This is a genomic window from Fictibacillus terranigra (assembly GCF_030412265.1).
In the GTDB taxonomy this organism is placed as follows: domain Bacteria; phylum Bacillota; class Bacilli; order Bacillales; family Fictibacillaceae; genus Fictibacillus_C; species Fictibacillus_C terrinigri.
Genome location: NZ_JAUHLN010000007.1, coordinates 23,693 through 49,206, shown reverse-complemented (window position 1 = coordinate 49,206; position 25,514 = coordinate 23,693). Strand labels below are relative to the sequence as shown.

Sequence of the window (25,514 nt, the reverse complement as noted above, 5' to 3'; positions counted from 1 at the left end):
GGGTTTTCATTTTAAAATGCAGAAATAAGGAGATGAATGACAGAATCCCACAGCTGGCTTACAGTGTTTAAAAGCCAAAATGCTCTTTAAGATCCTTTGTAAAGGTACGGCTTACGGGTATTTTCTCCCCATCCTTCATGATCAGGTTATAGGTGGAGTGAAACCAGGGCTGGATTTCCACAATTTTATCCAAATTGACTAAATACCCACGATGCACTCGAATGATGGATTTCTGATGAAGCTTCCTCTCAAATGTGATCAACGGGTCATTTACCTGATATCTTTGTTGATCCGTCACAATCACCGTTCTTCCTTCAATTGCCCCTATATATACAATTTCATGGACAGCAATCAAAACGATCCGCTCATCAACTGTCACCGCCAACTTATCATTCCGTTTACCAATGGATAGCCCTTGATTCAGTGATGAACTGGTCCCATTAGCTTTCCCCTTGATCACTTTCTCCAATTTTTCTACCGTTTGCAGGACTCTGGTTTCATCAAATGGCTTCATAATATAATCTATGGCTTGCAGATCAAATGCCTTAAGTGCGTATTCATCATATGCCGTTGCAAACACAATTTCCGGACGCGGCTCGAGATCCATTACTTTTTCTGCTAAATCCAAGCCGCTTTCATCCGCCAGTTGAATATCCAAAAAAATCACATCGATCTGTAATCCGTGAATTTGGCTCAAAGAATTTTCTATGGAGTCACCTTCTCCCACAATTTCCACTTGCTTGCTTCTTTTTAGCAGATACGCCAGTTCATCTCTGGCTAACGGCTCATCATCAACGATAAATGCCTTAAACATTTCTCTCACTCCACTTGTTTTGGGTTAAAGGCAGGATCATGGTAACCTTTGTACCTGAATCTTGTTCACTTTCGATTTGGAAGGAACCTTCCAGACCGTATATCTCTTTCATGCGCTTTCGAATGTTCCATACAGCTGTCCCGGTCCCTTCTTCGGATTGAACCGTTTCAGTACCAAGCGATTTCATCAGGGGCTCAGGAATTCCCTTACCATTATCCTCCGTTGTCAAAATCATTTTGTTGCTGTCTGTATAGGCTGTCACCGTTACTCTTCCTTGTTTCCTATTCGAAAACGCATGGCGAATCGCATTTTCCACTAAAGGCTGAAGCGTAAACGGAGGAATGAGGACCTTGTTCAGTGCTGGATGGATATCAAAATCCACCTGGTACTTGTCTGGAAAACGAGCTTGCTCGAGCGACAGATAAGCCTCAACGTGTTCAATTTCTTTTTCCAGCGGAATCAGCAAATGCCTTGCACCCTGCAGATTACTGCGAAAGAATACCCCTAAATTGATAAGGAGCTTCCTCGCTTTTTGTGCGTCCGTCCGAACCAGGCTTGAAATGGTATTAATGGCATTAAACAAAAAATGCGGGTGAACCTGTGCCTGCAATGCTTTGATTTCTGCATCCTTCAATAATTTCCGCTGCTGTTCTGCCTCTGCCAGCTCCAGCTGTGTAGAAAAAAGCCTGCTCAAGCCTTCCGCGAGCTCGTACTCCACCTGATCCAGCTTATTTTGATTTACAAAGTAAAGCTTCAGCGTTCCAACCGTTTCTTGATGAACCTGTAAAGGAACAACAATCGCCGCTTGCAAAGGGCAATTTTCACGATAACATCGGATTTCATCTGTTGACCTGGCAATCAAAATTTTTCCATGATCAAGCACTTCTTTCGTTAATTGGGTTGCCATATGCTGTCCGGGTTTATGATGGTCTGAGCCTGCACCGGCATGAGCGAGCACCTGATCCTTATTCGTTATCGAAATAGCATCCGCTTTTGTACCTTCTAAAATAATGTTCGCGGCCTCACCGCAAGAATGAAGGGTTAAACCCTGGCGGAAGAAGGGAAGTGTTTGCTGGGCAATCTCAAGCGCATTGTGGGTTTGAAGCGCGCGCGTACGCTCTTCTTCCATTAAAATGCTCTGGATGATCAATATAAAGATCAGCGTGCCGAGTCCATTGATGGAAATCATGGGAACCGCGATCACCTCGACCAGATGATAAGCCGCTTCATACGGCCTCGCAATGAGCAATATAACCCCCATTTGGATGCCTTCCATCAGGATTCCTATGGCTACTGCTCCCCAGGGTGAATGGTTCCTTCCTATTATTCCATAACGCCGCCCAAGAAGGCCCGTAATAAATCCAGCCAAAATGGTTGAGACCGCACATGCTTCAGCCGTAAATCCGCCGAGTGTCAAACGATGTATACCTGCAATTAATCCTACACCCAAACCGACAATAGGTCCTCCCAGCAAACCGCCGATCGCCACCCCCATAATGCGGGTGTTCGCGATCGCCGCATCATAATCCACATCCGCCTGCCAGGTCTGAGAGATAATGGTCCCATTGTGTATTTCTATACCGGTATAGTTGCTAATGATTCCGAAAGCCCCAAATATGCCGATCAGAATCATTTTCTCTTTTTTATCATGCTCTTGGTGAACAATTTGACGGAACGACCTCATTCTGGAAAGCAAAAAAGCCACCATAACGAGAACGCCCGCCCGCTCAAGCATTAAGGGCAACAGCTCAAACAGTTTAATCCCCTCCTCCTGGAAAAAACAATTGAAGAGTTTGTAAGCTATATTTAGTATTTGTCCATTTTAGCAGACTTACCTCTTTCATCCTAAAAAGAGTTTATTTCCTTATGATAACTAGTTCTCACTTTACGTAAAATATCATTTCCCTATTTTCTAAAGCGTGAGAGGCGGCTATAATAGATTAGTGGGAATTCCAATCCAAAACGAATAGAAAAGAAGCTGACTGAAATATACTTCTGCTGTATGGCAAGTAAATGATTCGTTAAAAACGAAAGAGGTTATTTTGTGAATACATCATTCTCATCGATAGAAACGACGAAAACAAAAGCATTAGTCATCAATGCACTTTTCATCGCATTGACCCTTGTAGCTACCATGTTCATTAATATAAAACTCCCGATTATGGGTAACGGAGGATTAATCCATCTGGGTAACGTTCCTCTATTTATTGCAGCTTTTGTTTTCGGCAAAAAAACAGGAGCCATTGCAGGCGCCTTCGGAATGGCCTTATTTGATTTGATCTCCGGATGGACAGTGTGGGCACCGTTTACATTCTTTATAGTAGGAGCAATGGGTTTTTTAGCCGGACTCATATCCGAAAAGGTACCCGGCAAAAGAGTGGCTGTAAACTCAATGGCAGTCGCCGCAGCCCTTATCATTAAAATCATCGGCTACTATTTTGCAGAAGTTATCCTTTACAGCAACTGGATCCAGCCTTTCGGATCAATCCCCGGAAATTTTATGCAGGTGGTAATAGCCGGTATAATTGTAGTACCACTTGTAACACGCATAAAGCAAAGAGCTATATAGATATAGGAGTTGCTCATTTCGCAGCGAAGGAACCCTATAGAGCAGTTACTTTGAAAAAAGACTGCTTTATGGGGTGTTTTTTGTAAAACGATTTCCATCCAGTTCAGTAAACGATACAGAAGGTTCAAAACCAGGAGTTGTTCGTCACACTTAACTTCGCCTTAGCAATAAAACAACTTATGTTAGAATAAATGCTGCTTCAAACTCAAGGCGGCGAGACTTTCTGCCTTCAACTTTACAAATCAGGGCAACTTAGGAGTGTATGTAAGCATGAACAAAAAAGATATAGCACAGATTCGAAAACAATTTAAAAAAGATAATGATTTACTCAAAATCACTCAAATTTTTAATGTCTATATTATGAAGGAATCAAGTGAGGTTTATCATCACCAGAATCAACCTTTTGAAATGCTCGACCCAGACCAGCAGGAGTTATTTATGAATAACTTTAAAAAATTACTTGGCGGAAATTTAGATGAGAAGCTCTTTGAACTAAAATTTCAAAGGGATGCTGACAATAACAGTCAGCTCATTCTGCATCAAGGATTACTCAGCACTGATGTGGAAGACTGGAAAGAGCGAATGCTTCAGATGGTAGGTAAAATGCTTTTAAACCGGCAATATGAGATGGATATTGTCATTACATTCATTCGTGGAGAATATTTTAAGCCAACGAGACGCCGAAATGGAGATTCTGAAGAAAGTGAACGTGATACCGTATACTCTCATCCCTTTATTCTGTGCAGTATCAATAATACTCAAGAACCAAAAAAAGAACTGCTTTTTGACTATGTTGAAAAACAGTTCAAATACAATTTTGTTGTTGACCCCATTATCAACCTCAATACGCCAATCGCTGGCTTTCTGTTTCCTTGTTTTACCGATAATGCAGCAGATGTCAACCACATTCTCTATTCGGCGGGAAAAGTCCATGAGCCTGATCATGAATTCATAGACCAAGTTTTAAACGGCGAAGAGACGATGACTGCAAAGGATGATAAAACCGTTTTTGAAGAAATTATTAAAGACGTAACAAGAGATCAATTAAATACTTCCACACTCTCAAATGTATATGAAGAAATTAACCGTATGATCGAAGAGAATGAAGAGGAAGAACACCCGAAATTAGACTCCAAGGACGTCGAACGGGTATTAAAGATGAGCGGCATTGAAGACATAAGTGCGGAAAAGGTAGAATCCGCCTTCAAAAATGTGATTGATGATGACAAATATGAGATAAAAGCAAGCAGCGTCGTACCGAAATATACTTCAAAATCGATTAAAATCAACACGAAAATAGCTAACATTTCGATTAGTCCACAGGATTTGAAGTACGTCAAACAAGTTCATCTCAGCGGCAAGCGCTACCTGATGATCGAAGTGGAAGAAGATACGGTCATCGAAGGCTTTACGATGATTCCGGAAGCTTTTGATGAAAACTAGGGAAGTAATAGACAAAACACCCCTTATCCAAAAATAGTAAATGATACTTCCCTTTTGGATAAGGGGGAAAGCTGAAGCGCACCTTACAACACATTACATAAACCGCCCAAAACTAGATACTGCGCTTCAAACTCAGCACAACACGTAAATCCTATCTAGGCAGTAACAGAATCCATAGAAATTGTATCGTCATCTATAACATCATCATCAGAAGTTTCTTCACCTATCCCCTTCTAAAGTCTTGATTTTCCCAAGCTATATACCAACCCAGACCATTTAAAAGATGGGCAAAATAATCCTCATCTCTCCGCCACCTGTTCTCTAAGCTAATTTGTGTAGTTCCTTTAAAGCCGTTTCCTAGCGCTGTCTAAAGCATAAAATTTGATTTTGGGTATAAAGGAAAATAATATAGAGATATCGCAAATTATCAATATCCTTTTGTTCGATTAGTTTATACGCATTCCAAGCAAAATAGATTTTAATAAGATCAGAAAGGGGCGGGCACCGTTGAATCGGGAGTCAAATATGATAAATGACGAACAGGCAGTTGAAATTTTCAAGGCTCTGTCAAATCAAATAAGAGTAAATATTCTGCAAATGTTGAAAGAACCTGATAATAATTTTTCCCCGCAGGCCCATGTCATCAAAGAAAAAGGCTTTGATGGCGGGGTTTGTGTTAGTGATATTCGCAGCAAAGTAGGACTATCACAATCCACTACCTCCCAGTATTTGTCTATCCTATTGCAAAGCGGGCTGGTGGAAATGAAACGAATCGGACAATGGACTTATTATCGACGCAATGAGGAGACCATTAAACAGTTTGAAAAGTATATAGGCTTAAAAATATAGTCTTTTAAGGAGGACCAAGAGTGAGTTTTCAAAATCATCGTGCCTATAACAGCATGTACCAGAAAGACAAAATGACACTTGGATTTGTCCTCCCGACTGCCAGGATGTCTAAAAATCCGATTATGGAGAATCAGCTGGAGCTTGCCCGTAAAATTGAGGAATATGGCTTCGCTTCATTATGGCTCCGTGATATTACGATGCAGAATTTGAATATTGATGATAACGGCCAAAAATACGATTTATGGATTTATTTGACGTATCTTGCTGCCTACACGAAGCACATTGCCTTAGTGACAGGAAGTGTAGTTCTCCCTTTGCGCCACCCCGTCAGGGTAGCCAAGGAAGCGGCATCAATCGATCAATTGTTTCCAGGTCGATTGATTATGGGAGTTGCCTCAGGGGACAGGGAAAAAGACTTTACAGCTTTAGGGATATCTAAGCAAGAAAGCGGTCCGTTATTTAAAGAAAATTTCGAAATTCTCGACCGGCTGTTAAAAGAGGATCAGCCGACAATCCACAGCCAGGCCGGGCTGATCGATGGTACAAATATGAGGTTAATCCCAAAGCCTGTATCTTCGATTCCGACCATGGTGACTGGATTTAGCAATCAGTCTATCCATTGGATAGCCAGGAATGGGGATGGGTGGCTTCAATACCCTAGAAGCATTATTCAACAGGCGCAGCTTATCCAGGATTATCGTGCTTTAACTGAAGGAGATTTTAAACCCTTCTCTCAAAGCTTGTTCATCGATTTATCGGAAAATCCCGATGAAATGCCTGTCCCCATACCCTTAGGCTATTCCGTGGGAAGAAACCGTTTAGTTGATCTACTTCATCAATTTCAAGCGATTGGGGTCAACCATTTGGCGTTTGTTCTGTATTTTTCCAAGCGCCCTCCAGAGGAAGTAATCCAGGAACTTGGAGAATTTGTTTTACCCTCCTTTCCAACCCATAAAGGTACAGGCCAGCTTTAAAAAATTAAATTGTATATAAAGGAGGAAGAATTATGACAAAGAAAATAGAACTTTCAGTACTAGATCCCTCCCCAATTGTCGAGGGAGGATCAGCCGAACTTTCCCTTCAAAATACGCTTGATCTAGCAAAGAAAACAGAGCAGTGGGGATATAAACGGTTTTGGCTTGCTGAACATCATAATTGGGCAGGAATGGCGAGTTCAGCATCCCCGATCGTAATTGGACGAGTAGCCTCTGTCACGGAAAAAATGCGTATTGGATCAGGCGCAATGCTGCTTTCCCATTATTCTCCTCTTTCCGTGGCTGAGCAATTTGGTACATTAGAAACCCTCTTCCCTGGCCGGATCGACCTTGGATTGGGGCGGGCACCTGGCACCGACCAATATACAGCAAATGTATTGCGGCAGCGGGTTGCCGGTGAACCTGAATTTGATGCCCGGCTTGAGGAGCTTATCGCATATCTTTATGGTACAGGAACAGCCACTAAGAATGGTTCATTTAGCTTTCACGCCATTCCCGGCGAAAAAACAAATGTGCCAATCTGGCTATTAGGTTCAGGGTTATATAGTGCACAATTGGCTGGAATACTTGGGTTACCATTCTCTTTCGCGGGACATTTTGCTCCAGGTAACATGATGGAGGCCATAAAACTGTACCGGGATTATTTTCGTCCGTCTCAATTTTTGAAGGAGCCTTATGTACTGTTAGCTGTTCAAGTGGTGGCTGCTGATGAGAAACAGGAGGCACAAAGGCTTGCCACTTCGATGTATCAAAAATTTCTTTTGTTAACCCGCGGACAGCCTTCGCCAATTTTGCCCCCTGTTGATAATATGGACGAGCTTTGGAACGATACTGAACGCAGGGCGGTTGAAGAACAGCTTTTCACTTCCATCATCGGGGACCTTGCAGGTGTGAAGCAGCAGCTCCATGAGTTAATAGAAAAGACTGATGCTGATGAAATCATGGCTCATACAGAGATTTTTGATCATAAGGCACGGCTGCGCTCTTATGAAATTTTGGCTCAGGCTGCGGTAATTTAAACAGTGTCTAGTCTAATAAAAGATGTATTTTATGCAGATATTAAATCAGTTAAATTAATGTGATTTAGATTGAAACAGTAAAAGAAGACAAAGAAAAACAACCTGTAAATTCTTTTATAGGTTTGAACCGAAATTTTTAAAGAAAGAAGATGAGCATATGCCTGAAAATGATATAAAACAAATTACGGATATTCCATTCTCGGTCCTGGATCTCTCTCCTATTGCAGATGGAAGTACGCCGGCTGATTCTTTTCGCAATACTTTGGAGCTGGCCCGGCTCGCTGAAAAGCTGGGGTATAACCGATATTGGCTCGCTGAGCATCATAATATGCCATTTATCGCCAGCTCTGCAACATCGGTAGTGATTTCCCATGTTGCAGCAGGTACATCAAAAATCCGGGTAGGTTCAGGCGGCATTATGCTGCCGAATCATGCACCTCTTGTTATTGCTGAGCAATTTGGTACTCTGGAATCGTTATATCCAGGACGTATTGATCTTGGCTTGGGCCGTGCACCAGGCACTGATCAGCTTACCGCACATGCACTAAGACGTGACTTGAGAAGTTCAGGAGAAGATTTCCCTGAGCAGCTGGCTGAACTCCGGAATTATTTTGACCCTTCCCTTGCACAAGGATATAGTCATGTTAAAGCAATTCCGGGTGAGGGATTAAACATACCTATTTGGCTGTTAGGTTCAAGCGGATACAGTGCCCAGCTGGCAGGAGAGCTTGGACTGCCGTTTGCATTTGCGAGCCATTTCTCGCCGCATAACACACTTCCGGCTATCCAGCTGTACCGCCGTTCGTTTAAGCCTTCTAAAGTATTGGACAAGCCGCATGCAATGGTAGGGCTAAACATCATTGCAGCCGACACAGATCAAGAAGCAGAGCGGCTCGCTACAACACTGCAGCAGCAGTTCTTGAATTTGATGCGCGGAAAGGAAGTCCCATTGCCGCCGCCAGTGGATAATATTAATGATATAGCGAGCGACTATGAAATAGCTGCCCTTGAGAATCAATTAGGAACTTCGATTGTCGGCAGTCCTCAAATCGTGAAAGGAAAGCTGGAAAAGTTTCTGGATGAAAGTCAAGCTGATGAAATCATGGCAATCGCCCAGGTTTACGATCATAAGGCACGCCTCCATTCCTATGAAATATTGGCAGAAATTACTCAGCTAAAATAGGTCAAAACTGGCCGATCCTTATGGCAAGCTTTTAATGTATCTCTATAAATTTTTCAGTCTATGTTATCCATTTGCTAAATAGCAAACCCTTTAACCAACTTGATGTAAACAAAACGAGAAAAAAAGATGAATCCAAAATATGAAGCTGCTTTTAAACCATTTACCTTCCGTTCTGGAGTTGAAATAAAGAACTTTTAAAGGGAAACCCTCTTAGTGGTTTCCCTGCTTTCATTGAGTATTAGAGCTGAAAATCAGCCATCGTTCATTTATTTATGACTAGAAGATATTGTTAATATATAATCAACAATAGACGCCCATAGAAAGGATTGGATGTAAAGTGAACCTGGGATTAAAAGGTAAAACGGCACTCGTGACAGGAGGCAGTAAAGGTATTGGAAAAGCAATTGCCGTCGCGTTTGCCAAGGAAGGCACCAATGTTGTAATTTGTGGCCGTGGTGAAGAAGCACTAAAAGAAACAGCAGCGGAAATTGAAAAGCTGGGAGGCAATGTGCTTGCCGTTCAGGCGGATTTAACGAAACAATCTGATGTGGAAGATCTGGTCTCCTCTGCGATCGACCGCTTCAAATCATGCGATATACTCGTAAATAATGCAGGAATAGCCAGTGGATTTGATGATTTTGAAACATTGGATATAGAGGCCTGGCAGCATATATTTGATGTGAATGTATTTGGGACTGTCCGCGTAACCAAAGCAGTTATTCCTTTTATGAAAAAAGCCGGATTTGGACGCATCATTAATATTTCATCGGAATCAGGGCTTCAGCCTGATTCGTTTATGCCTCATTATAATGCTTCAAAGGCAGCAATTATCAATTTTTCAAAGAGCTTATCAAAGGCGTATGCCGCACAGGGAATTCTGGTGAATACTGTGTCCCCAGCATTTATCATGACACCCATGCTGGAAAATCTGTTAAAAGATAATGCGAAGCAGCTGAATATAACCTATGAAGAAGCTACTCAACAATTTTTAAGGGAAAACCGTCCACATGTAGAAGTAAAACGGCCTGGAACAGTTGATGAAGCAGCGTCTGCTGTTGTTTATCTTGCTTCCGAACAGGCTTCCTTTATTAATGGTGTAAACCTTCGAGTTGATGGCGGTTCGGTTGCGAGTATATAAATTAAGCTAATTCTTAAGAAAAAAATTCAAACAAAAAGGGCTATCTTTTTTCGATAGCCGCTTTTTGTTTAGATTACGTGATTCCGCCCGTTTTCTTCTGATATGTATGAAGCTTTATCAGCCCGAGATAGTAAAGACGCTTCGTATCACCCTTTTTATATTCTGTAACACCAAAACAGCATGTGATTTTTTCTTTGAATAGTCCTGGGGATAATTAGTAAACATGCTTAGAGGAGTTTACCCTTATTTATGGTACGGTTCACCGTACATTACGAAAGAACATTGTTTCTTTTGAGCAAAAAGTCTATATTTTTGTTTTAAAACATAATGACCCCTTCCTTGTTATAGAGGAGTGGTCATTTTTTAAATAATCCTACATATCCTGACCGTCTGTTTCGCTAAAGCACAAGAATGTCCATAGGCATTTTTTATTTTCCTGATTTTCTCCAACTTCTATGCATAGCAATTGGCAATTCTCAGCAGTGGTTTTACCACCTTCATGCCACGGGGTAATATGGTCTGCTTCCATTTTATTCAATTCAAAGTGGTTTCCACTTTTTGTTTGGAAAAGTTCGGGCACCTTTTCGGCACCTAAAATGATGTTTCCACCTTTAAAACCTTGATATATAAAGATTCTAAAAGCTAAATTACATCATGCCGCCCGTAAGCTTTGAGAGTGTAATATCGTTAACAAGAGGTGCAAAAAGCGCGGTAAATCAATGATTTGGATGTTGCCTACTGTAACATCTTTAACGTTGATTTACCGTTTTTTATGGGAAGACGTTAGCAAAATGTTAGCACTTATCAAGGAGGATCATCCTCTAAATCAACTATCAGTTTCATCTCCAATATTTGGATAGAGGTAGGTTTTCATTGTTTATTATCTGCAAAATGCATTCAACGCAGCTTGAATAGTGAGATGGGCATAGACCCTTCCAGAAAAAGAAGCCTGATCCTCATCGAATTAACGTTTTACTCGACTGAGCGTCAGGCCCTGATTTTCCCTAACTATATTCCAATGATTTGTTCCATTTTCACTTCTTCTACGATATTATGTTGATTTACCACATAAACATATACCGATCCATTTAATTCTTGGTAATCATTTAATTCCAATTGTTGTGAAAGCAACTCTAAAGACGGTGTTAATAAAATAAATCGTGTATTACCCTCTGCTTCTTCACTCGTGAAATCGACTAAGCCAAATGCATTCTTAACACGGATGTTTAATCGTCCATTTTGATATTCATACTCTTTTACAACTTCTAAGAGATCTTTTGGAATAACACGTGCTACACTTACAATTGGTTGTACATGTAGTTGTGTAATTGGCTTAATGGACTGTAACTGAATACTTCTTTCTCTTTCAATGTTTTCAAGTCGATCCTTACTACGTTCCTCTAAGTCTTCAATTTGAGTATAGGTTTGGTTAATTAATGCGATATTTTTATTATTTAAGTTATCACTTAGATAAATAGTTACTCTTTCCTGTAAAGATTGCATTTGTTCATCAAATGAACGACGTAAATAAGTACTCTTTCGGTTTAAATAATCATCGCGTTTCATTTGGACAGATTGAAGTATCTTTTTCGCTTGAAGAATCGACTCTTTTTTAAAAGATTTATCTTCTGTACCTACTGTATTGATTAATTCAAATTGCTTTTGGAATAGGAAATACGGATCTACTTGAATGAACTCCCCAGTTTCCCTTTTAGCTAATAACATTAATTCTTGTTCTAACTCTCGGCCTGTACCATCAACTACGCTAATACGGCTAATTTCTAATGTTAGAGGTTCACTCACATATGTTTTTACTGTACAAATTGGTAAAGCCACTTGTTGTAACTCTTGACTCGCTAATTCCATCGCTAATTTTTTTAATGGATGGTCATTCTGCAATATAGATAACTGTTCAGTTTGTTTATCTGGTCTTAATGTAAACCGTAATGATTCATCAGTTCTTAAAGAATATCTTCGCTTTTTAATTAGTTCACGAATATTTTTAGGGAATCGATCAATACGAACTGTATTGCCATCATTTGAGATATTTAATTTAATACGTGTTTCCTCAATCTGTTTTACTACAAACTCACCATAGACTCGCGATGGCATACTGCTAATTGAAATTTCTTGATATGCACGTCTTGCACCCGGTAAATCAAAACTGGAATCATCTAAGCGTTCTTGTTTTGCTAAATCTAATAATCTTTCATGTTCTTCAGATAATGTTTTTTCCATTTGTGCAATCAGATCATCTAAATTTTCTCGTCCGCTAATCGCTTCCTCCATTAAGTGAGATAAATCGATATTATTTTCTTCTAGTACTTCACCAATAAAATCATAGACTTGATCTTGTCCTAAATCTGTGCGCATTTGTTCCATCTTATTGAGTAAACGTATCAGTACATCTCCTTCTCGTGTATTCTTCGCAACAAGATTAAAGATGAACACTTCATTTTTTTGTCCAATACGATGTATACGCCCCATTCGCTGTTCTAAACGATTTGGATTCCACGGAATATCATAGTTAATCATTTGATTACAGAATTGAAGGTTGATAGATTCTCCTCCGGCATCTGTAGCAAGCATGATTTGTACATCATTTCGGAATCGCTCTACTTGTTCACGGCGTTGATCCATCGAAAAGTTCCCAACGATTTTTGTAACTTCAGGGACATGCTGTAGGAGCTTTCGTTCAAGGTAATATAAAGTATCTTTTGATTCCGTAAAGATAAGGATTTTTTCTCCTTTAGAAAGCAATCCATCCGGACTGAATAATGTGTTTTCAAGCTCTAAATATTTTCGTTCAATATCTTGATTTACGAGCATCTCTGCTTTATAAACTAAACCATCTAAAATCTCTATTTCTAGCTTTAGTTCCTCTATATCAATAACATCCGTTTCCCCTTCAACTAATGTTTCTATTTCTTCCTGCTCTTCTATTGAAAGTTCGTCGTATTCAAATGACTCAATTGATTTATTGGCCGTTAACTCAGACTCTAATAATTCTTCTAACTTTTCTTTACGTCGTTTTAGGGATAAATAAATAGCATCTAAAGACGAACTTAGGCGACGTTGTAATATCATCATCGCAAATGCTACGTTTGGTTTATTATTCTGTTTTGCTCGATTAAAATGCTCGCGTGCATAAGCAGTTACATCTTCATAAAGCTCACGTTCGCCATAGCTTAAATCAAATGTAATTGTCGTTGTCGTTCTTTTCGGGAATAATGGAGTACCATCAAAATTTTTCATTGTCTCCTTTAATCGACGAATAACGAAAGGATTACTCTTTTCATATATAGAATCACCTGTATTTAAACGTGAAAAAATATCATGGTCTACCAAACTCATTAAATGTCGGAAATTTTCTTTATCTCCTTTATGGGGTGTAGCCGTTAGTAATAAGCAATGCTCTGTATGACGTAGTAAACTCTCCCCAAGCTGGTAAATTTTCGTACGATTTACTTTACGTTTCTTGACGCCATGTGTATAGGCAGCCATTTTATGAGCTTCATCAACGATTACTAAATCAAATTGTGCTTTTAAAATAAATGCTTTAATTTCTTCACGTGAAGCCCAATAAATTGATGCAATTATTTTGTCATGTGATTCGAACGGATTTACTTCACTTGAGCTATTTAATAAACTTCGATTTACAATCGTAAACTCTTCACCAAACTTATCTTTTAGCTCTTCCTGCCATTGTTTTAATACTAGAGGGGGAACTAAAATTAAAATACGCTCTGCAGCTTGTCTTGCAGTTAACTCACGTATTAACATTCCTGACATTATCGTTTTCCCTGCTCCCGGATCATCCGCTAATAAATAGCGTACTTGAGGTGACTGTAACATACGGCTATACACTGCTTCAATTTGGTGTGGGAGGGGAATAATCTTTTTATTTCCTCGCGCACGAGACTTCGAAAATTTATCCTCTGTCTTTAAGATGTAGTATTGTAGATAGTGTTGCAGTCTTTCAGAATTAAATGAACTTTCCTCATCTTGCATGTTTTCTAATTGTGCTAGTTGCGCCCTATCTAAATACTGCTCATAATATTTATTTGTTTTTCGCCCAATTGATTCAACTAAAAATAAACCATCGTCAATTTCCTCAAAATGCTTAATTTCAACAATTTCCGGCCAGAAAGATCCTTTGATAATTTCTCCTATCTTTAACAAAATAACATCCCTCTCAATACTTACGTTCTCTTAGCTTAAATTATATAGTAAACTCCCAGATACTGTTAGGAGAAATATAAGACAAAAAAGCTAGAGAACGGAATAATCAGTTCTCTAGCTTCTCTTTAGTAAAGCGCATTATACATATGAATCGTAAATTCTGTCTCGCGATATGGTGTGACTTTGTCATCTTCTACTGTTAGCATTCTCAGCTCACAAGTTTGTCCTGTTGGATAATAGCTTTCTACAAGATTAAATGTTAGTTGCTCCGTGCGCTCATGGTTTTCTCCCACCATATCAAATGTCCATTCAATTTCATTTGAAATTCGCTCACCATTTAGGTAAAATGCAGCCCGAATTGTTCGTGCCTTATATTCTTGTGAAATACTTTGTTCCTGATATATTGGCACTTGGATACGGAAACCTGTAATTACACGTTTTGGCATGGCTACACTGATTTCAACAAGAACCGCTTGTGAAGTACGACGATAATCAATTAGTGGTACTATTACTTCTTGGGGTGTTGCACCGCCGTGTACAAACTGTAATCCTCCACCGCCTATAAATCTGTTTACGCCTTTAGCAATTACTTTTTCAACACCTTCTAATGTTGAAAAATCATCTGGCACATTAATAGCTCCATCATCTACTAGTAGATGATGACCAACAGCAAAGCGACGATTCGAATCAATAATTTCACCTTTAACACTCACTACTTTAATATCATTTTCAATTCTTGGATACTGATAAAGGAATCCGTGATCGGCTGTTATAAAAATTCGTTTTGCTTGCAATTTAGATAATCGATCAACAGCAATTGATAATTCTTTTATTGCTCGTTCTGCCGCTATATAAGTAGCACGTTCGGATTTTGCAGAATCACCTGCTGCATCGATTACATCATGATATAAGTATACGAGACGCTTTCCTTTTAAATTTTCATCTGCTGTCGCTCTTGACCAATCTAATAAATCTGTTAAACGATAGGCAATTGCTTCTGGATGAGCTGCTTGTAGAATTTCAGTACGATTTGCTAATCCATTTGTAGGTTGGTCATCTGCTAATACTGTTCCATTTTCAGTAAAAGATAATACTTTATGGGGTAATAAAGATGCCATACCTAATTGTGTATACGTTGGCATATTCGCAACTAGCGGACTGATAGAGGCAACTCCATTAGAACGTAAATTTAACCGAGAAACTAATTCTGCTCCTACCTCATATCGTACAGCATCTGAAATTATCACAAATACGCGTGTTGATTCTTTTTCAAGAACCGGCTGTAAAACTTCTTTATAAAACTTAGCCTGTTTAGGTAATTTTCCTACTTCTGCATTTTCTAAAAGATAATTAGTCTCTTGAGCAATTTTCAATAAATATTTATTTTCATACCAATTTGTTAATTGCTCAGCTAGTTTTTCTAGCATTTCTTTATTTTCTAATTGCGTAAATCCTGTCATAAAGCGTCTATATGCTTGATCAATTAAGTAAAGTTCACTTGTGTATTGAACGTATAAAGGCTCACGAGTATCATATTGCTTCAAGAACATTTTATACTTCGTCAAATCAACTGCATCAAGCAAAACATTTAACAAGCGTTCAATTCGTTCATTTCGTTTCGCCCAATGCATTTTTAAACGCTTATTCAAAATTTCTTTCCAAGTATCAAAATTGGATGTTTGATGAAGAAATTCCACTGTTAACCTATTTATCAATAAATGATCAATTATTGGGAAAGTTGAAATATCAGCAAATTGCTCGATTGGACGTTCGTGTAACACATCAATAATCGAAAATCTTTGTTCGATTTCCTTCATATATGTTTCTAAGACTTCTACTTCGCTTTCTTTTGTATGTAGCCAGTCATCAATAAATAAAGCACATACATTGCCGCGTGTTGTTTCATATTTCTTTTGTAATGACTGTTCTTCAAATTGTGCATGAAGTTTGAAATGCGCATACAGTACATGTTCCATTAAATACTTCAATGTCAAATCACTTGAATGCAAACCAAAGTATTCCGAAATATGCTCCCACATACGATTCGTGCTAAACCGTTTTGATATGGCTTTATATACTTCATTTGTTTCTTCTTGTAAGCCACGCAACAATAAATGGCGAGTAATCTCTTCCATATTTGCAATGGGTGCGCCTGTAAGAACAGCTAACATAGCATACTCTATATCACGTTCACTAGCATTTGGCGGTACTACTTTCTTTAATTTATTTTTACGCTCCGCACTTTTAAAAAACTCTCCATATTCCTTTATTAAAGGTCTTAAAATAGCATCACTTACTTGTAATTGCTCTGCAAGTAAAGCATTCGTATCAGCTTTAAACTCTGTACCGTAAAGCTCCGTATCCAGTAAAAAGTTGTCTTCTATCGCTGGTTTTGCAAAATCAGCATATAATAAAAAAGAATCCCTTTTCTTTTCCAACTCGATTTCTAATTTAAGAGTAAAGAAATTATTGCGTGTTAATTGGCGGATATGAATCGGTTGCTCTGCTAATGTTTCTTCTAAATCAGAAACAGAATATTCTCCTTGCTCGTCATACCAAAAAATAACCGTGCGCGGCTTATTTTTTTTATATAGCTCGTCCTCTATTCGCTCTTTTAACAGTTCAATGACATTCATTGTGTCACCTCATTATGAATATTTGCTAATAATTTTAATTATACCTTAATATTAAACAAGCCTCCTTACCAAAGTAAGAAGGCCATGATTTATTTAATCTTCGCTAATACACCTTTGCCACCACGATAGAACTTCTCATAGTTCACTTTCACACCATCGTCTAGACTAATTTCAATCTCTTCGTTAGCTATCTCAGCTAAACGTTTATCAAACCCTCGTAACTCATCCATTTTCTTTTCAAAAGAAGTTTTTTCTGCTGTTAGCTTTTTCTTCTCACTAGCTGATAGGTTTGGATTCACTAATCGATTTTCCAAATCATTAATTTCATTTTGATACTTGGCTTGAATTTCCTGCAAATGCTCAAAACGAATCGTCGCCATTGTATCTGGTTGGTATCGATGCATATAGATCAACGTACGTAACCCTTTTTGTTTACCAGAATCGACCAACCAATAAATGGGACGTTTTTGATAAATTTTACAATGTTCTACAAAGAATTCATCTAAAAAATAACGACGCAAGCGAGCTTCTGCATCTTCATCTTTTTTCATTTCAAGTGCTGCTGCTAGCCATTGGATGTTTTCATCTACTGTATCTGGTGAATATGCAAATGAAAGAAACTCGCGAAGACGAAGAATAATATCATTTTCAAAGTATGGTGATTCGGTAAAATGAATGATTCCATTCGAATTTGGTCCAAATGAAGTATAGTTGTTTTCATTCCAATTTACACCTGCATATAAAAGACCTTCTATATCAAGAGAATAACGTCCCATCATACATCCTATAAAATAGGAAATAAAATCCCGAACATCTTTTGATATTTCTCTCTGCATTATTGTAATATCCTTATCATCTACATACGAATCCAGAATATTATTCATACCATATATATTAATAAAAATTTTATTAATTTCTTCTTCATTATTTTTAAGTTGCTTAATAAATGATGAAGTTTCTTCGCACCATTTTCTATAAATTGAATTTAATAAATCTTTTCCATAGTTTAATAAGGGGTGTTTTAAGAAATCCCAAGCTATTTCATATGAATCCCAATCTTTTTTCGTTATTTCAATACATTCTAAAACTAAAGAATCTATTTTTTCTTTTAAAGTACTTTCATAAATTATTGGTAATTGTAATACGTTCTCTACTTGAAAGCTAATTGTAGAATTACATACATGAAATAGAGTTATCCCTACCTTACTAGAAATAAGTGCTTGTAAATAATATTTCATATCTGTAAAATCCATTAAACCCGAACCCCGCACATCCCATAAAAAACCAGTAGGATAATAGCGAACAGCAATAGCATCATGAACAGTATAGGACCAAGCAACATACTCTTTTAAATAATACTTAGAGAATTGTTTTTTACCTCTAGTTTTATCATCAGGTCCGTTCTTCCAATTTACTACATAATCTTGAATTCCATACCATTTTTTGAAGTACCCACCTTTATTATAAGGAATCCAATACGTCTTTTCTAAATTAACTAAATCCATATCGTTTACATTGAAAGGTATTTTATCAACGGATATTTCATGCCATAATCTAAGGAACTTTTCGTTATCCCCAGTAATTATACCTTGAAATGTTTCTGCATAATTCGTAATAGAATCACCTTTCTTAAATGCATGGTAGATACTTTCATCTGCCCAATAAGCAATCGGTGCAGAAGGAATATCGAGGAATTTTGTTGCATTAACATTCATGAAAGTTAAATCTTTAAAAGGATATATTTGTTCATTATTATAATTAACTTTAAAATAAACGCCATTATAACCAGATATTAAATAATTTCGAATAACTGTAGCTACAGTACCAAAAGCAATGCCCATTACCATACTATCTAAATGAGCCATATTAATAATTGTTTTTTCAGTAATAATTTTTCTTCTAATGTTCTCATAACTAGATAGGAACATCCAAGATTGCATAGTTACCATACTATTCATACCATATGGTTTAACATATTCAAATGACTTTTGTATAAACGTAGCAAATAAATCTGATTTTGAATCATCAAAGTTTATTTTCAAAAATTGAGATAAATCCTTCGGCATATTAGTAGAACCCATATATGGAGGATTCATAACAAGAACATCGTATTCATTTTTCATAATTTTTGTTTGTTTAACTAATGCTGGTAATATTTCTTTCGCAATATCATGCTGTTCCCCGTAAAACAAATCTTCTACGGGATTATTTTGAATATATTCTAATCGATCTTCAATAAATGAAATATCCCGTTCTGTGATATTAATTAACGAACCATATGTTTTAGCATTATGATATTGATCAATGATGGATTTTACTTGGTTATATAGCTCTCCCTCTTCTTCTTGAGCAATATACGCAATCACATCATCTGAAATATGATTCGTTTCTTGAATAGATGCCAAGTTTAACTTAATACCTTCTCGTTCAACACTACGCAAAAAACGACGAGAATAAGAAGAGGCCTTCATTACTACTGCAAATGCTGCTAATTGATATGCACGGTCATCAATATCTAATCCATATAAATTGTTCTCTATGATTAATCGTGGAATATCACGTTCTGGGTAACCACACTTCTCATAAATTTGATAGAATACTTCAAAGGCATAAACTAAAATATGTCCACTACCCATCGCAGGATCAAGCAGCTTAATATCCTCTACTCTTAATTCTTTATTCACATACGGAGCAATTTTCTCGCGGAAATCCTCTTCTTCATGCTTAATGAAGTATTTCCAATTACTGATTAAATCTTCATCTTCTTGATGTGCCTCAGTCCAGTAGCGTCCAAGTGAGTTCTGTACCATATACTGCACGATCCACTTTGGTGTAAAGAGTTGTGTTGCAAATGGGATTTCTTCTTTTTTATATTTGCTTTTTTGAGCAAATACTCGGCCCTTTTCTTCTGCGATATAATATTGATACAACCAACCAATCACTTCAATTTCATCAAAACTATTCGTTAATTCATCATTTTGAACAAGTACCTTAATGACTGATTCTGCATCAAGTAAAAAGTCTGGTAGTAAAAGCTCCGTATAATCTTGAATTTGTTCAAATAGGAATGGCAAAATACTATTTAATGCATTACACTGTGCAATAAATAACTTGCGATATGCACCTTCTGTATCCCCTACATGTAATAATTCTCGAATCTCTTCTTGTTTTATTGGTAAATCCATTGTTTCATATTCAAATAAAATATCAGGATCTACTCGTCCTACACTACTTGACAACACACTTACCTTTTCAGGTAAGTAATCATGTACTTCCATATAACGAATGGCAATAATACGGTTAAACCATGTGTAGGCAACTTCCTCAACTAACTGCTTAAAACCTTTTTGTTTAAGCTGATTTTTTAATGAGGTGAATGCTGGTTTCATATAGAGGGGGTATGGCTTATCATTAATCATTAATTGCCCAAATTGTTCTTGAATTTCTAGATCAATCTTTTCATCAATACCGTACATTAGTGCTTTTGTTTTTACTTGATCAATTAATTGACGACGTGATTGAATAGCAAAGTTTTTCAATTCCGTTTTGTTCACTTTTTCCACCTCATTACAACAAAGGAAGGGACAACCCCTTCCAATGCCTATAATTCAATTTTTAATGTATTTTCTTTTAGTTCTTTTAATAACTGTGACCGTAACTCTGCTAGTACAGCATCTAAGTCAGACTGTGTTTCGATGTTTGTATGTGAAATCATGTTTTTTAACTCGATTGAAGAAATAATTTTTGTTCCTTTTTCACGTATAACCGTAGTAGGTGTGTCTGGTGCTGGCGGTTTTAATTGTAGTAATTCTTTTTCTTTACGTTTTGCTTCTTCCTGAATTGTTTCTGTTACTGTACGTAGTTTCGTCAAATTCATTTGAATCGTGATTAGGCTACTACTATTAAGAATTTCTTGTTGCAGCATTTTGAAGTTCTGCATTTTATCGGTTATTAATTCCATAATGATTTCGTTATTTGAATAATAATCTTTTAAATCATCTATCTTTTTCTCTAGTTGTTTAATTTGACTTGCAAGACCTTGTTTTTGTTCTGTAACTTCTTCTTGAATTGCTTGATCGAGCTTTTCAATTAAACTAGGTAATTGAGGAATTTCACTATATGGTGATGCTTTTGTTAAAATGTCGGTTATTTTTTTCTTTAGCAGGTTTACCTTTTGTGATTGAGAATACCGTAAATCATTTTGAGCTTGATTTAAAAACGATACTGCTTCATCAAACCGTTCAATTGGTGCTTTTAAATAGAAACCAACTAACTGTTCAATCGCATCTTGCCAATCGTATAAATCATCCTCGGCATCAATAAATGCCTTTACAAGTTGTTCTGGTTCCCGAATTTGTGTTAATCGGAGAATATCAATTTTTAAAGAACTAATTTTTGCTCCTTCAGGATAAGCGAACTCAGAAGATATAGTTTTCTTTCGACGGTCATCAATTTCCTCTAATGGTTGGATAAGATAATTCTTAACTGCAGTTTGAATTGCATTCGCAAACTCTTGATAAGAATCCCCAATATCCATTCGTCCAAACAAATCTTTATATAATCCAATGAAATCACGACGAACTTTTGGATCCACTTCAATTTCGGGAATAACACGTATTTTATCTCGCTCTGTTGTTCGAGCAAGTTTATCATAAAATTGAGGTGAACTCGTTGGTGTAAAGTGTTCATCTGCAATCATTAACTTTACTTTACCGGACTGCATTAAAGCTAGGACAATGCCAATTGTATCGTAGTCACTCCAGCCATAAGGGACCTGATTATATTTATCAATAAAGTCCTTTAACGATGGTTTCTGATGCATACGAATGAGTTCATCTAAATGGCGTAATACTTCGTTATAAGCTTTAGCATTACCTGTTTCACCTAGTAAATCATTTGAAATACCTTTCTCAGCTAGGTTTCTCCATTGTTCTTTGAATGTTTTCATTTGAATTGGTTCATCAATGTATTCTAAATACTTGTATGTGCTTTGGATTAACATATCAAAAGCGTCTGTTACTTGCTTTTCAAAATTTCCTCGGAATGTACGCTCCTGCATTTGAATGAAGATTGTTGCTTCTTCACAAGCTTTTCGTAATAATTCTTCTGCCTTTACCTCATAGTCACCAATACTGTCCATTTTCGCATCATAAATACGATGCTGTGCCTGCGTTGTACTTGGATTGCGTTTTAAATTCACATAACGACGTATTTGTTCAGAAATACGAATGGCTTCTTCTGCTTCTGCAATTAATTCCTCATTTAAATAAATAACCATTTGTCCTTCTATAGCCTGTAAAGCAGCTTCTGTTGTAGTTAACCCACCCGTAATGACTTGCATTGTTAACGGATATTTCATATTTGTTTTTGCATAATTATCAAAACGTTTATTGTAATCAAAAAGCATTCCCTTTTGATAGTTATATTTAGCGTTTGGATACATTTTCTCAAAAAATGTATCGCCTAATCTTTCTTTAATTTTGATAGCATTAACATCAACGTTACGAATTTCTTTATTAATTTCTTGTTCTTCATCTGATAAGAATGAATACGTACCGTCTGCGTGCTTTTCAATAAACATCGTTTGCTCTAGACGATTTAATGATTCTTTAATTATAAGTTCATTTTTCTCAGTCTGAATACTTTCTAAAAGAAGTGTTGAAATATTATTTGATGTTGCTTTAATGTGGTCTATACCTTTAATCAAATACAATACTTTTAATACTTCAACATCATATTCAACAAGACCTTCCGAATTTTTTGCTCGGTTTTCAGCTCTCGAAATTGTCTGAACGATAGCTGATTCTAAATGTTGACGAATAGTTGAATAAAACTCCGCCATCGTTACTAGATTGCCTAACTCTTCTTGGCCATTATAAATCGCTGCTTCTTGGAAAGCTTTTAATAATGAACGTTCCCCTCTTGAAGCGTAAGAACTTCCTTCACCATGTATACCAATTTTCTCTAAAACAGCTTGCAATAAATCGACTTGATAAGGTAGAAATGGATATGTTTCAACAAACTCATCAGTTGAACGATAGCCTGAGCGATATTGTGTTCGATCTTTATCAAAAGAAAGGCGATTACGAATTATTTGCTCATTTGGTTCAAAAATGGACTCTAATGTTTTCGAAGCCGTTTCTGTCTTTTCTAATAAACGGCGTTTTAAAACTTCGTCTGTATCTGAACTCGATAAATTTATCCGTGTTTCAAATCTCCCTTGAATTTTCGAAAAATCTTTTGTATTGGCTGCATTCATATTAGAAACGTCTTTAATCTTTTCCTGAGAAGTAACGGCAATCCATGCTTGTCCCATTGCAGCAGCACCAATTTCTTCTACAGCGTTTTGTAAATCAAGCATAAGGTTATTATCTGTACCGATATATTGACCAACTTCATCAATTAAAAAGATTAAGCGATAGTCGGAGCCTTTAGATTTACAATATTGTGCAACAAGCTTACCTAACTGAACCGCTGAAATTGAAAATTCCTTTTGTGCTGATTTTACTAGGAAATCCGCCGTTTCTAGTTCATAACCAATTTCACAAAGTGCAGCAATAATTTTTGCATATCTCAAGCGGAATTTAGTCCGGAAATCTTGCCATTTTTCGTTATGCAACTCTTCAATTTTCGAACAAAAAGCATCATATTTTTGGTCATTAGCTAGTTGTCGTTCGAAATCCGCTACCCATAGCGTATTGGAATAACCTAAATGTTCATTAAAAATACGTAAGATAATTTCGATAATACTTTCTTTCGTACCACGTGCTGCACTAGCTCCTGCTTCAGAACCAACATTAAATAATAATGCATCTGAGGGTTTTGATTCTATCCGAGACATTGTATCTAAAAGTGTGGTATCAGAAACTTTATCTTTAAAGTATTCAAATGGCGTTTTTTCCCCGACTTTCTTACCATCCAATAAGTAAGATAAAATTTTAAGGAAATGTGATTTACCGGAACCGAAGAAACCAGAAATCCACACACCCACATTTTTCGTTGGTGTTGAATACGCCTTCTCATAATTTTCATAAAATCCTTTTAAGCTCTCTAAAATTTCTGCTGTCACAACGTATTCTTCTAACTCGGTTTGAATTGTATCTTCATCAATTTGACCTGCTTGTACAACACCATTAATTGGTCGGTCAATTTTCTTCTCAAAAATCTCTTGAATAATCATTGTTCCTACTCCTTATGAAATCCTTGTAATTTGGTATTCATCTTCATGTCGGAATTTGTTAAATAGACGTAAATCTACTCCAGAAAAATAACCCGGATAAAATAATATAAGCGGTGTTCTAAATGCATGGTTCGATAATTTTTTAAGTAAATGACTCGAGCGAATAAATGGATGTACTGTTCCTACACCTGTTATAAAAATCAATTCCACGTTATCCGTTTTTTCAATGAATGCGTTCACCAACAAATCTTGATCTTCTAAAACAGTTTGAATGGCCTGGGAAAGTTCTGTATAGCCTTCTTCTTCAGCAATAGTGATTAATTCTTCTAAATCATCTTTAAACAAGCTAATAAGAAATTCAAAAAGATTGATTTCTTTTATATTTAATGTTGCCCTCTTTAATAATCCTTCAACATATGTACGTACTGTTAATTCATCTTCAGCAGGATAATCAAAAACAAAATGTGGAATTTCACTGCCAATCCCTTTTGGTGTCGTAAACCCTTCTTCATTTATACGTTCTTCCAATTGTTCTAATCGTTTATATATGGTCACTCTTAACCACCTGCCTTTAATGTTATTAATGCTTTTAACAAAACGTCCTGTTCTTCAGCATACTGTTTAAGAGCTTGACTCACATGTAAAGGAGAGACTTTGTACTCATCTTCTACTAATTCAATCATACCACTTTCTCTGTAAACTAATAGAAGTGTACTGTTGATTTTCTTTTTTGTAGCTATATGCCAATTTGCGATTTTTTCTGATTGTTGTTCCTTTTCTTCCATGTAAAAACTCATATCTGAAACCTGTAAAGTTCCATTCTTATGCTGATAACGATAAACAATCAATTCAAAGAAATTTTCGTAGGCATATCGATAACATTTAAGAAAGCTATATAATAACAGTGCTTTTTGATCAGAATTGGTGCCATTAAAATAGTATTTAGATAATGTGGGATATAATGTCTTTGCTCTGCGATAAACCATTTGAAACCTTTTACTAATAGTCGATTCACTTCTTAATAAAAACGTATTTTCCTCAATTACTTTGCTTTTTATTTCTTCACGCCTAAAACATTTGTGAAGTTGGTCTAAAACATATTCTATTTCCTGTTGAAACCATCCTTCGCTTGTAAAACCGGCTGAATATTCCATCAGAATTCCCTCGTTTCAATTTCACTAGGTAAATTATATCTATAATTTCCATTTTAAATGAATTAATTTATTATTCAAATTATCTAATGGAGCTTCTGTATGTATGTTCATTAAAGAACCAAAGACCGTCAGCTTACTTTTAATACGTAAATGGATAAGGTAAACCACATTCGATAACTACTAAAGGTAACAAAAAGATGACTACTGTGCGAAACCAACAATAGTCATCTTTTTCACTTTTGAAATACTTATTATTATGTTTTTCAAAAATACTCACAAAACCCATTGCAATACTAATCGTTGATTTATATCAAACAAAGCTGTTCCTATACTCTAAAAAATGTAAAACTTC

Annotated in this window: 16 protein-coding genes; 7 read left to right on the top strand and 9 right to left on the bottom strand. The window is 36.8% G+C overall.

Annotation, left to right across the window (positions count from 1 at the left end; all coding sequences use genetic code 11):
• Positions 1-67: 67 nt before the first annotated feature.
• Together QYF49_RS23290 and QYF49_RS23285 are read right to left on the bottom strand one after the other, a co-directional pair.
• Positions 68-814, bottom strand: coding sequence for a LytR/AlgR family response regulator transcription factor (locus QYF49_RS23290; RefSeq protein WP_290401979.1), 747 nt, complete (start codon positions 812-814; stop codon positions 68-70).
• On the bottom strand, positions 807-2,570 hold the full coding sequence (locus QYF49_RS23285) for a sensor histidine kinase (protein ID WP_290402006.1): 1,764 nt from the start codon (positions 2,568-2,570) through the stop codon (positions 807-809). The genes QYF49_RS23290 and QYF49_RS23285 overlap by 8 nt, the downstream gene beginning before the upstream one ends.
• Before the next feature lie 288 nt (positions 2,571-2,858).
• On the opposite strand from QYF49_RS23285, the gene QYF49_RS23280 reads away from it, so the two are divergent.
• The 7 genes from QYF49_RS23280 (at position 2,859) to QYF49_RS23250 (ending at position 10,010) form a co-directional block, all read left to right on the top strand.
• Complete coding sequence (locus QYF49_RS23280; RefSeq protein WP_290401978.1) at positions 2,859-3,383, top strand: ECF transporter S component; 525 nt, start codon at positions 2,859-2,861, stop codon at positions 3,381-3,383.
• A 270-nt stretch (positions 3,384-3,653) separates the two neighbouring features.
• Complete coding sequence (locus QYF49_RS23275; RefSeq protein WP_290401977.1) at positions 3,654-4,826, top strand: DUF4317 domain-containing protein; 1,173 nt, start codon at positions 3,654-3,656, stop codon at positions 4,824-4,826.
• Between the two features lie 525 nt (positions 4,827-5,351).
• A complete protein-coding gene (locus QYF49_RS23270) occupies positions 5,352-5,675 on the top strand; it encodes an ArsR/SmtB family transcription factor (RefSeq protein WP_048678279.1) in 324 nt (107 codons plus the stop codon).
• Positions 5,676-5,695: 20 nt separating this feature from the next.
• Positions 5,696-6,649 carry a TIGR03571 family LLM class oxidoreductase gene (locus tag QYF49_RS23265; protein ID WP_290401976.1) on the top strand — a complete coding sequence of 318 codons (954 nt, stop codon included), beginning with the start codon at positions 5,696-5,698 and terminating at the stop codon, positions 6,647-6,649.
• Between the two features lie 32 nt (positions 6,650-6,681).
• Positions 6,682-7,689, top strand: a complete 1,008-nt coding sequence (locus tag QYF49_RS23260) for an LLM class flavin-dependent oxidoreductase (protein WP_290401975.1) — start codon at positions 6,682-6,684, stop codon at positions 7,687-7,689.
• A 157-nt stretch (positions 7,690-7,846) separates the two neighbouring features.
• Complete coding sequence (locus QYF49_RS23255) at positions 7,847-8,872, top strand: LLM class flavin-dependent oxidoreductase (protein ID WP_290401974.1); 1,026 nt, start codon at positions 7,847-7,849, stop codon at positions 8,870-8,872.
• Positions 8,873-9,209: 337 nt separating this feature from the next.
• Positions 9,210-10,010: an SDR family NAD(P)-dependent oxidoreductase gene (locus tag QYF49_RS23250; RefSeq protein ID WP_290401973.1), complete on the top strand. Its 801-nt coding sequence runs from the start codon at positions 9,210-9,212 to the stop codon at positions 10,008-10,010.
• 373 nt (positions 10,011-10,383) lie between these two features.
• Here the strand turns inward: QYF49_RS23250 and QYF49_RS25925 are convergent, their stop codons facing one another.
• The 7 genes from QYF49_RS25925 to QYF49_RS23220 all read right to left on the bottom strand — a co-directional run bounded on the left by QYF49_RS25925 (position 10,384) and on the right by QYF49_RS23220 (position 25,162).
• Positions 10,384-10,590 carry an HNH endonuclease gene (locus tag QYF49_RS25925; RefSeq protein WP_354005871.1) on the bottom strand — a complete coding sequence of 69 codons (207 nt, stop codon included), beginning with the start codon at positions 10,588-10,590 and terminating at the stop codon, positions 10,384-10,386.
• Positions 10,591-11,018: 428 nt separating this feature from the next.
• The gene (locus tag QYF49_RS23245; protein ID WP_290401972.1) at positions 11,019-14,192 is read right to left on the bottom strand and encodes a DEAD/DEAH box helicase; all 3,174 of its coding nucleotides are present in this window, start codon (positions 14,190-14,192) and stop codon (positions 11,019-11,021) included.
• Positions 14,193-14,317: 125 nt separating this feature from the next.
• Positions 14,318-16,828 carry a BREX-1 system phosphatase PglZ type A gene (gene pglZ, locus QYF49_RS23240; RefSeq protein ID WP_290401971.1) on the bottom strand — a complete coding sequence of 837 codons (2,511 nt, stop codon included), beginning with the start codon at positions 16,826-16,828 and terminating at the stop codon, positions 14,318-14,320.
• A gap of 89 nt (positions 16,829-16,917) precedes the next feature.
• On the bottom strand, positions 16,918-20,382 hold the full coding sequence (pglX, locus tag QYF49_RS23235) for a BREX-1 system adenine-specific DNA-methyltransferase PglX (protein WP_290401970.1): 3,465 nt from the start codon (positions 20,380-20,382) through the stop codon (positions 16,918-16,920).
• Between the two features lie 47 nt (positions 20,383-20,429).
• Entirely contained in the window at positions 20,430-24,008 is a 3,579-nt protein-coding gene (gene brxC / locus QYF49_RS23230; protein ID WP_290401969.1) for a BREX system P-loop protein BrxC, read from the bottom strand.
• A gap of 12 nt (positions 24,009-24,020) precedes the next feature.
• The gene (locus QYF49_RS23225; RefSeq protein WP_290401968.1) at positions 24,021-24,563 is read right to left on the bottom strand and encodes a BREX protein BrxB domain-containing protein; all 543 of its coding nucleotides are present in this window, start codon (positions 24,561-24,563) and stop codon (positions 24,021-24,023) included.
• 2 nt (positions 24,564-24,565) lie between these two features.
• Positions 24,566-25,162, bottom strand: coding sequence for a BrxA family protein (locus tag QYF49_RS23220; protein WP_290401967.1), 597 nt, complete (start codon positions 25,160-25,162; stop codon positions 24,566-24,568).
• Positions 25,163-25,514 lie beyond the last annotated feature (352 nt).

Bases quoted from the DNA above. Each gene is read 5' to 3' on its own strand.
- QYF49_RS23290 (WP_290401979.1), bottom strand. From the start codon at position 814: ATGTTTAAGGCATTTATCGTTGATGATGAGCCGTTAGCCAGAGATGAA.
- QYF49_RS23275 (WP_290401977.1), top strand. From the start codon at position 3,654: ATGAACAAAAAAGATATAGCACAGATTCGAAAACAATTTAAAAAAGAT.
- QYF49_RS23270 (WP_048678279.1), top strand. From the start codon at position 5,352: ATGATAAATGACGAACAGGCAGTTGAAATTTTCAAGGCTCTGTCAAAT.
- QYF49_RS23260 (WP_290401975.1), top strand. From the start codon at position 6,682: ATGACAAAGAAAATAGAACTTTCAGTACTAGATCCCTCCCCAATTGTC.
- QYF49_RS23255 (WP_290401974.1), top strand. From the start codon at position 7,847: ATGCCTGAAAATGATATAAAACAAATTACGGATATTCCATTCTCGGTC.
- pglZ (WP_290401971.1), bottom strand. From the start codon at position 16,828: ATGAATGTCATTGAACTGTTAAAAGAGCGAATAGAGGACGAGCTATAT.
- brxC (WP_290401969.1), bottom strand. From the start codon at position 24,008: ATGATTATTCAAGAGATTTTTGAGAAGAAAATTGACCGACCAATTAAT.
- QYF49_RS23220 (WP_290401967.1), bottom strand. From the start codon at position 25,162: ATGGAATATTCAGCCGGTTTTACAAGCGAAGGATGGTTTCAACAGGAA.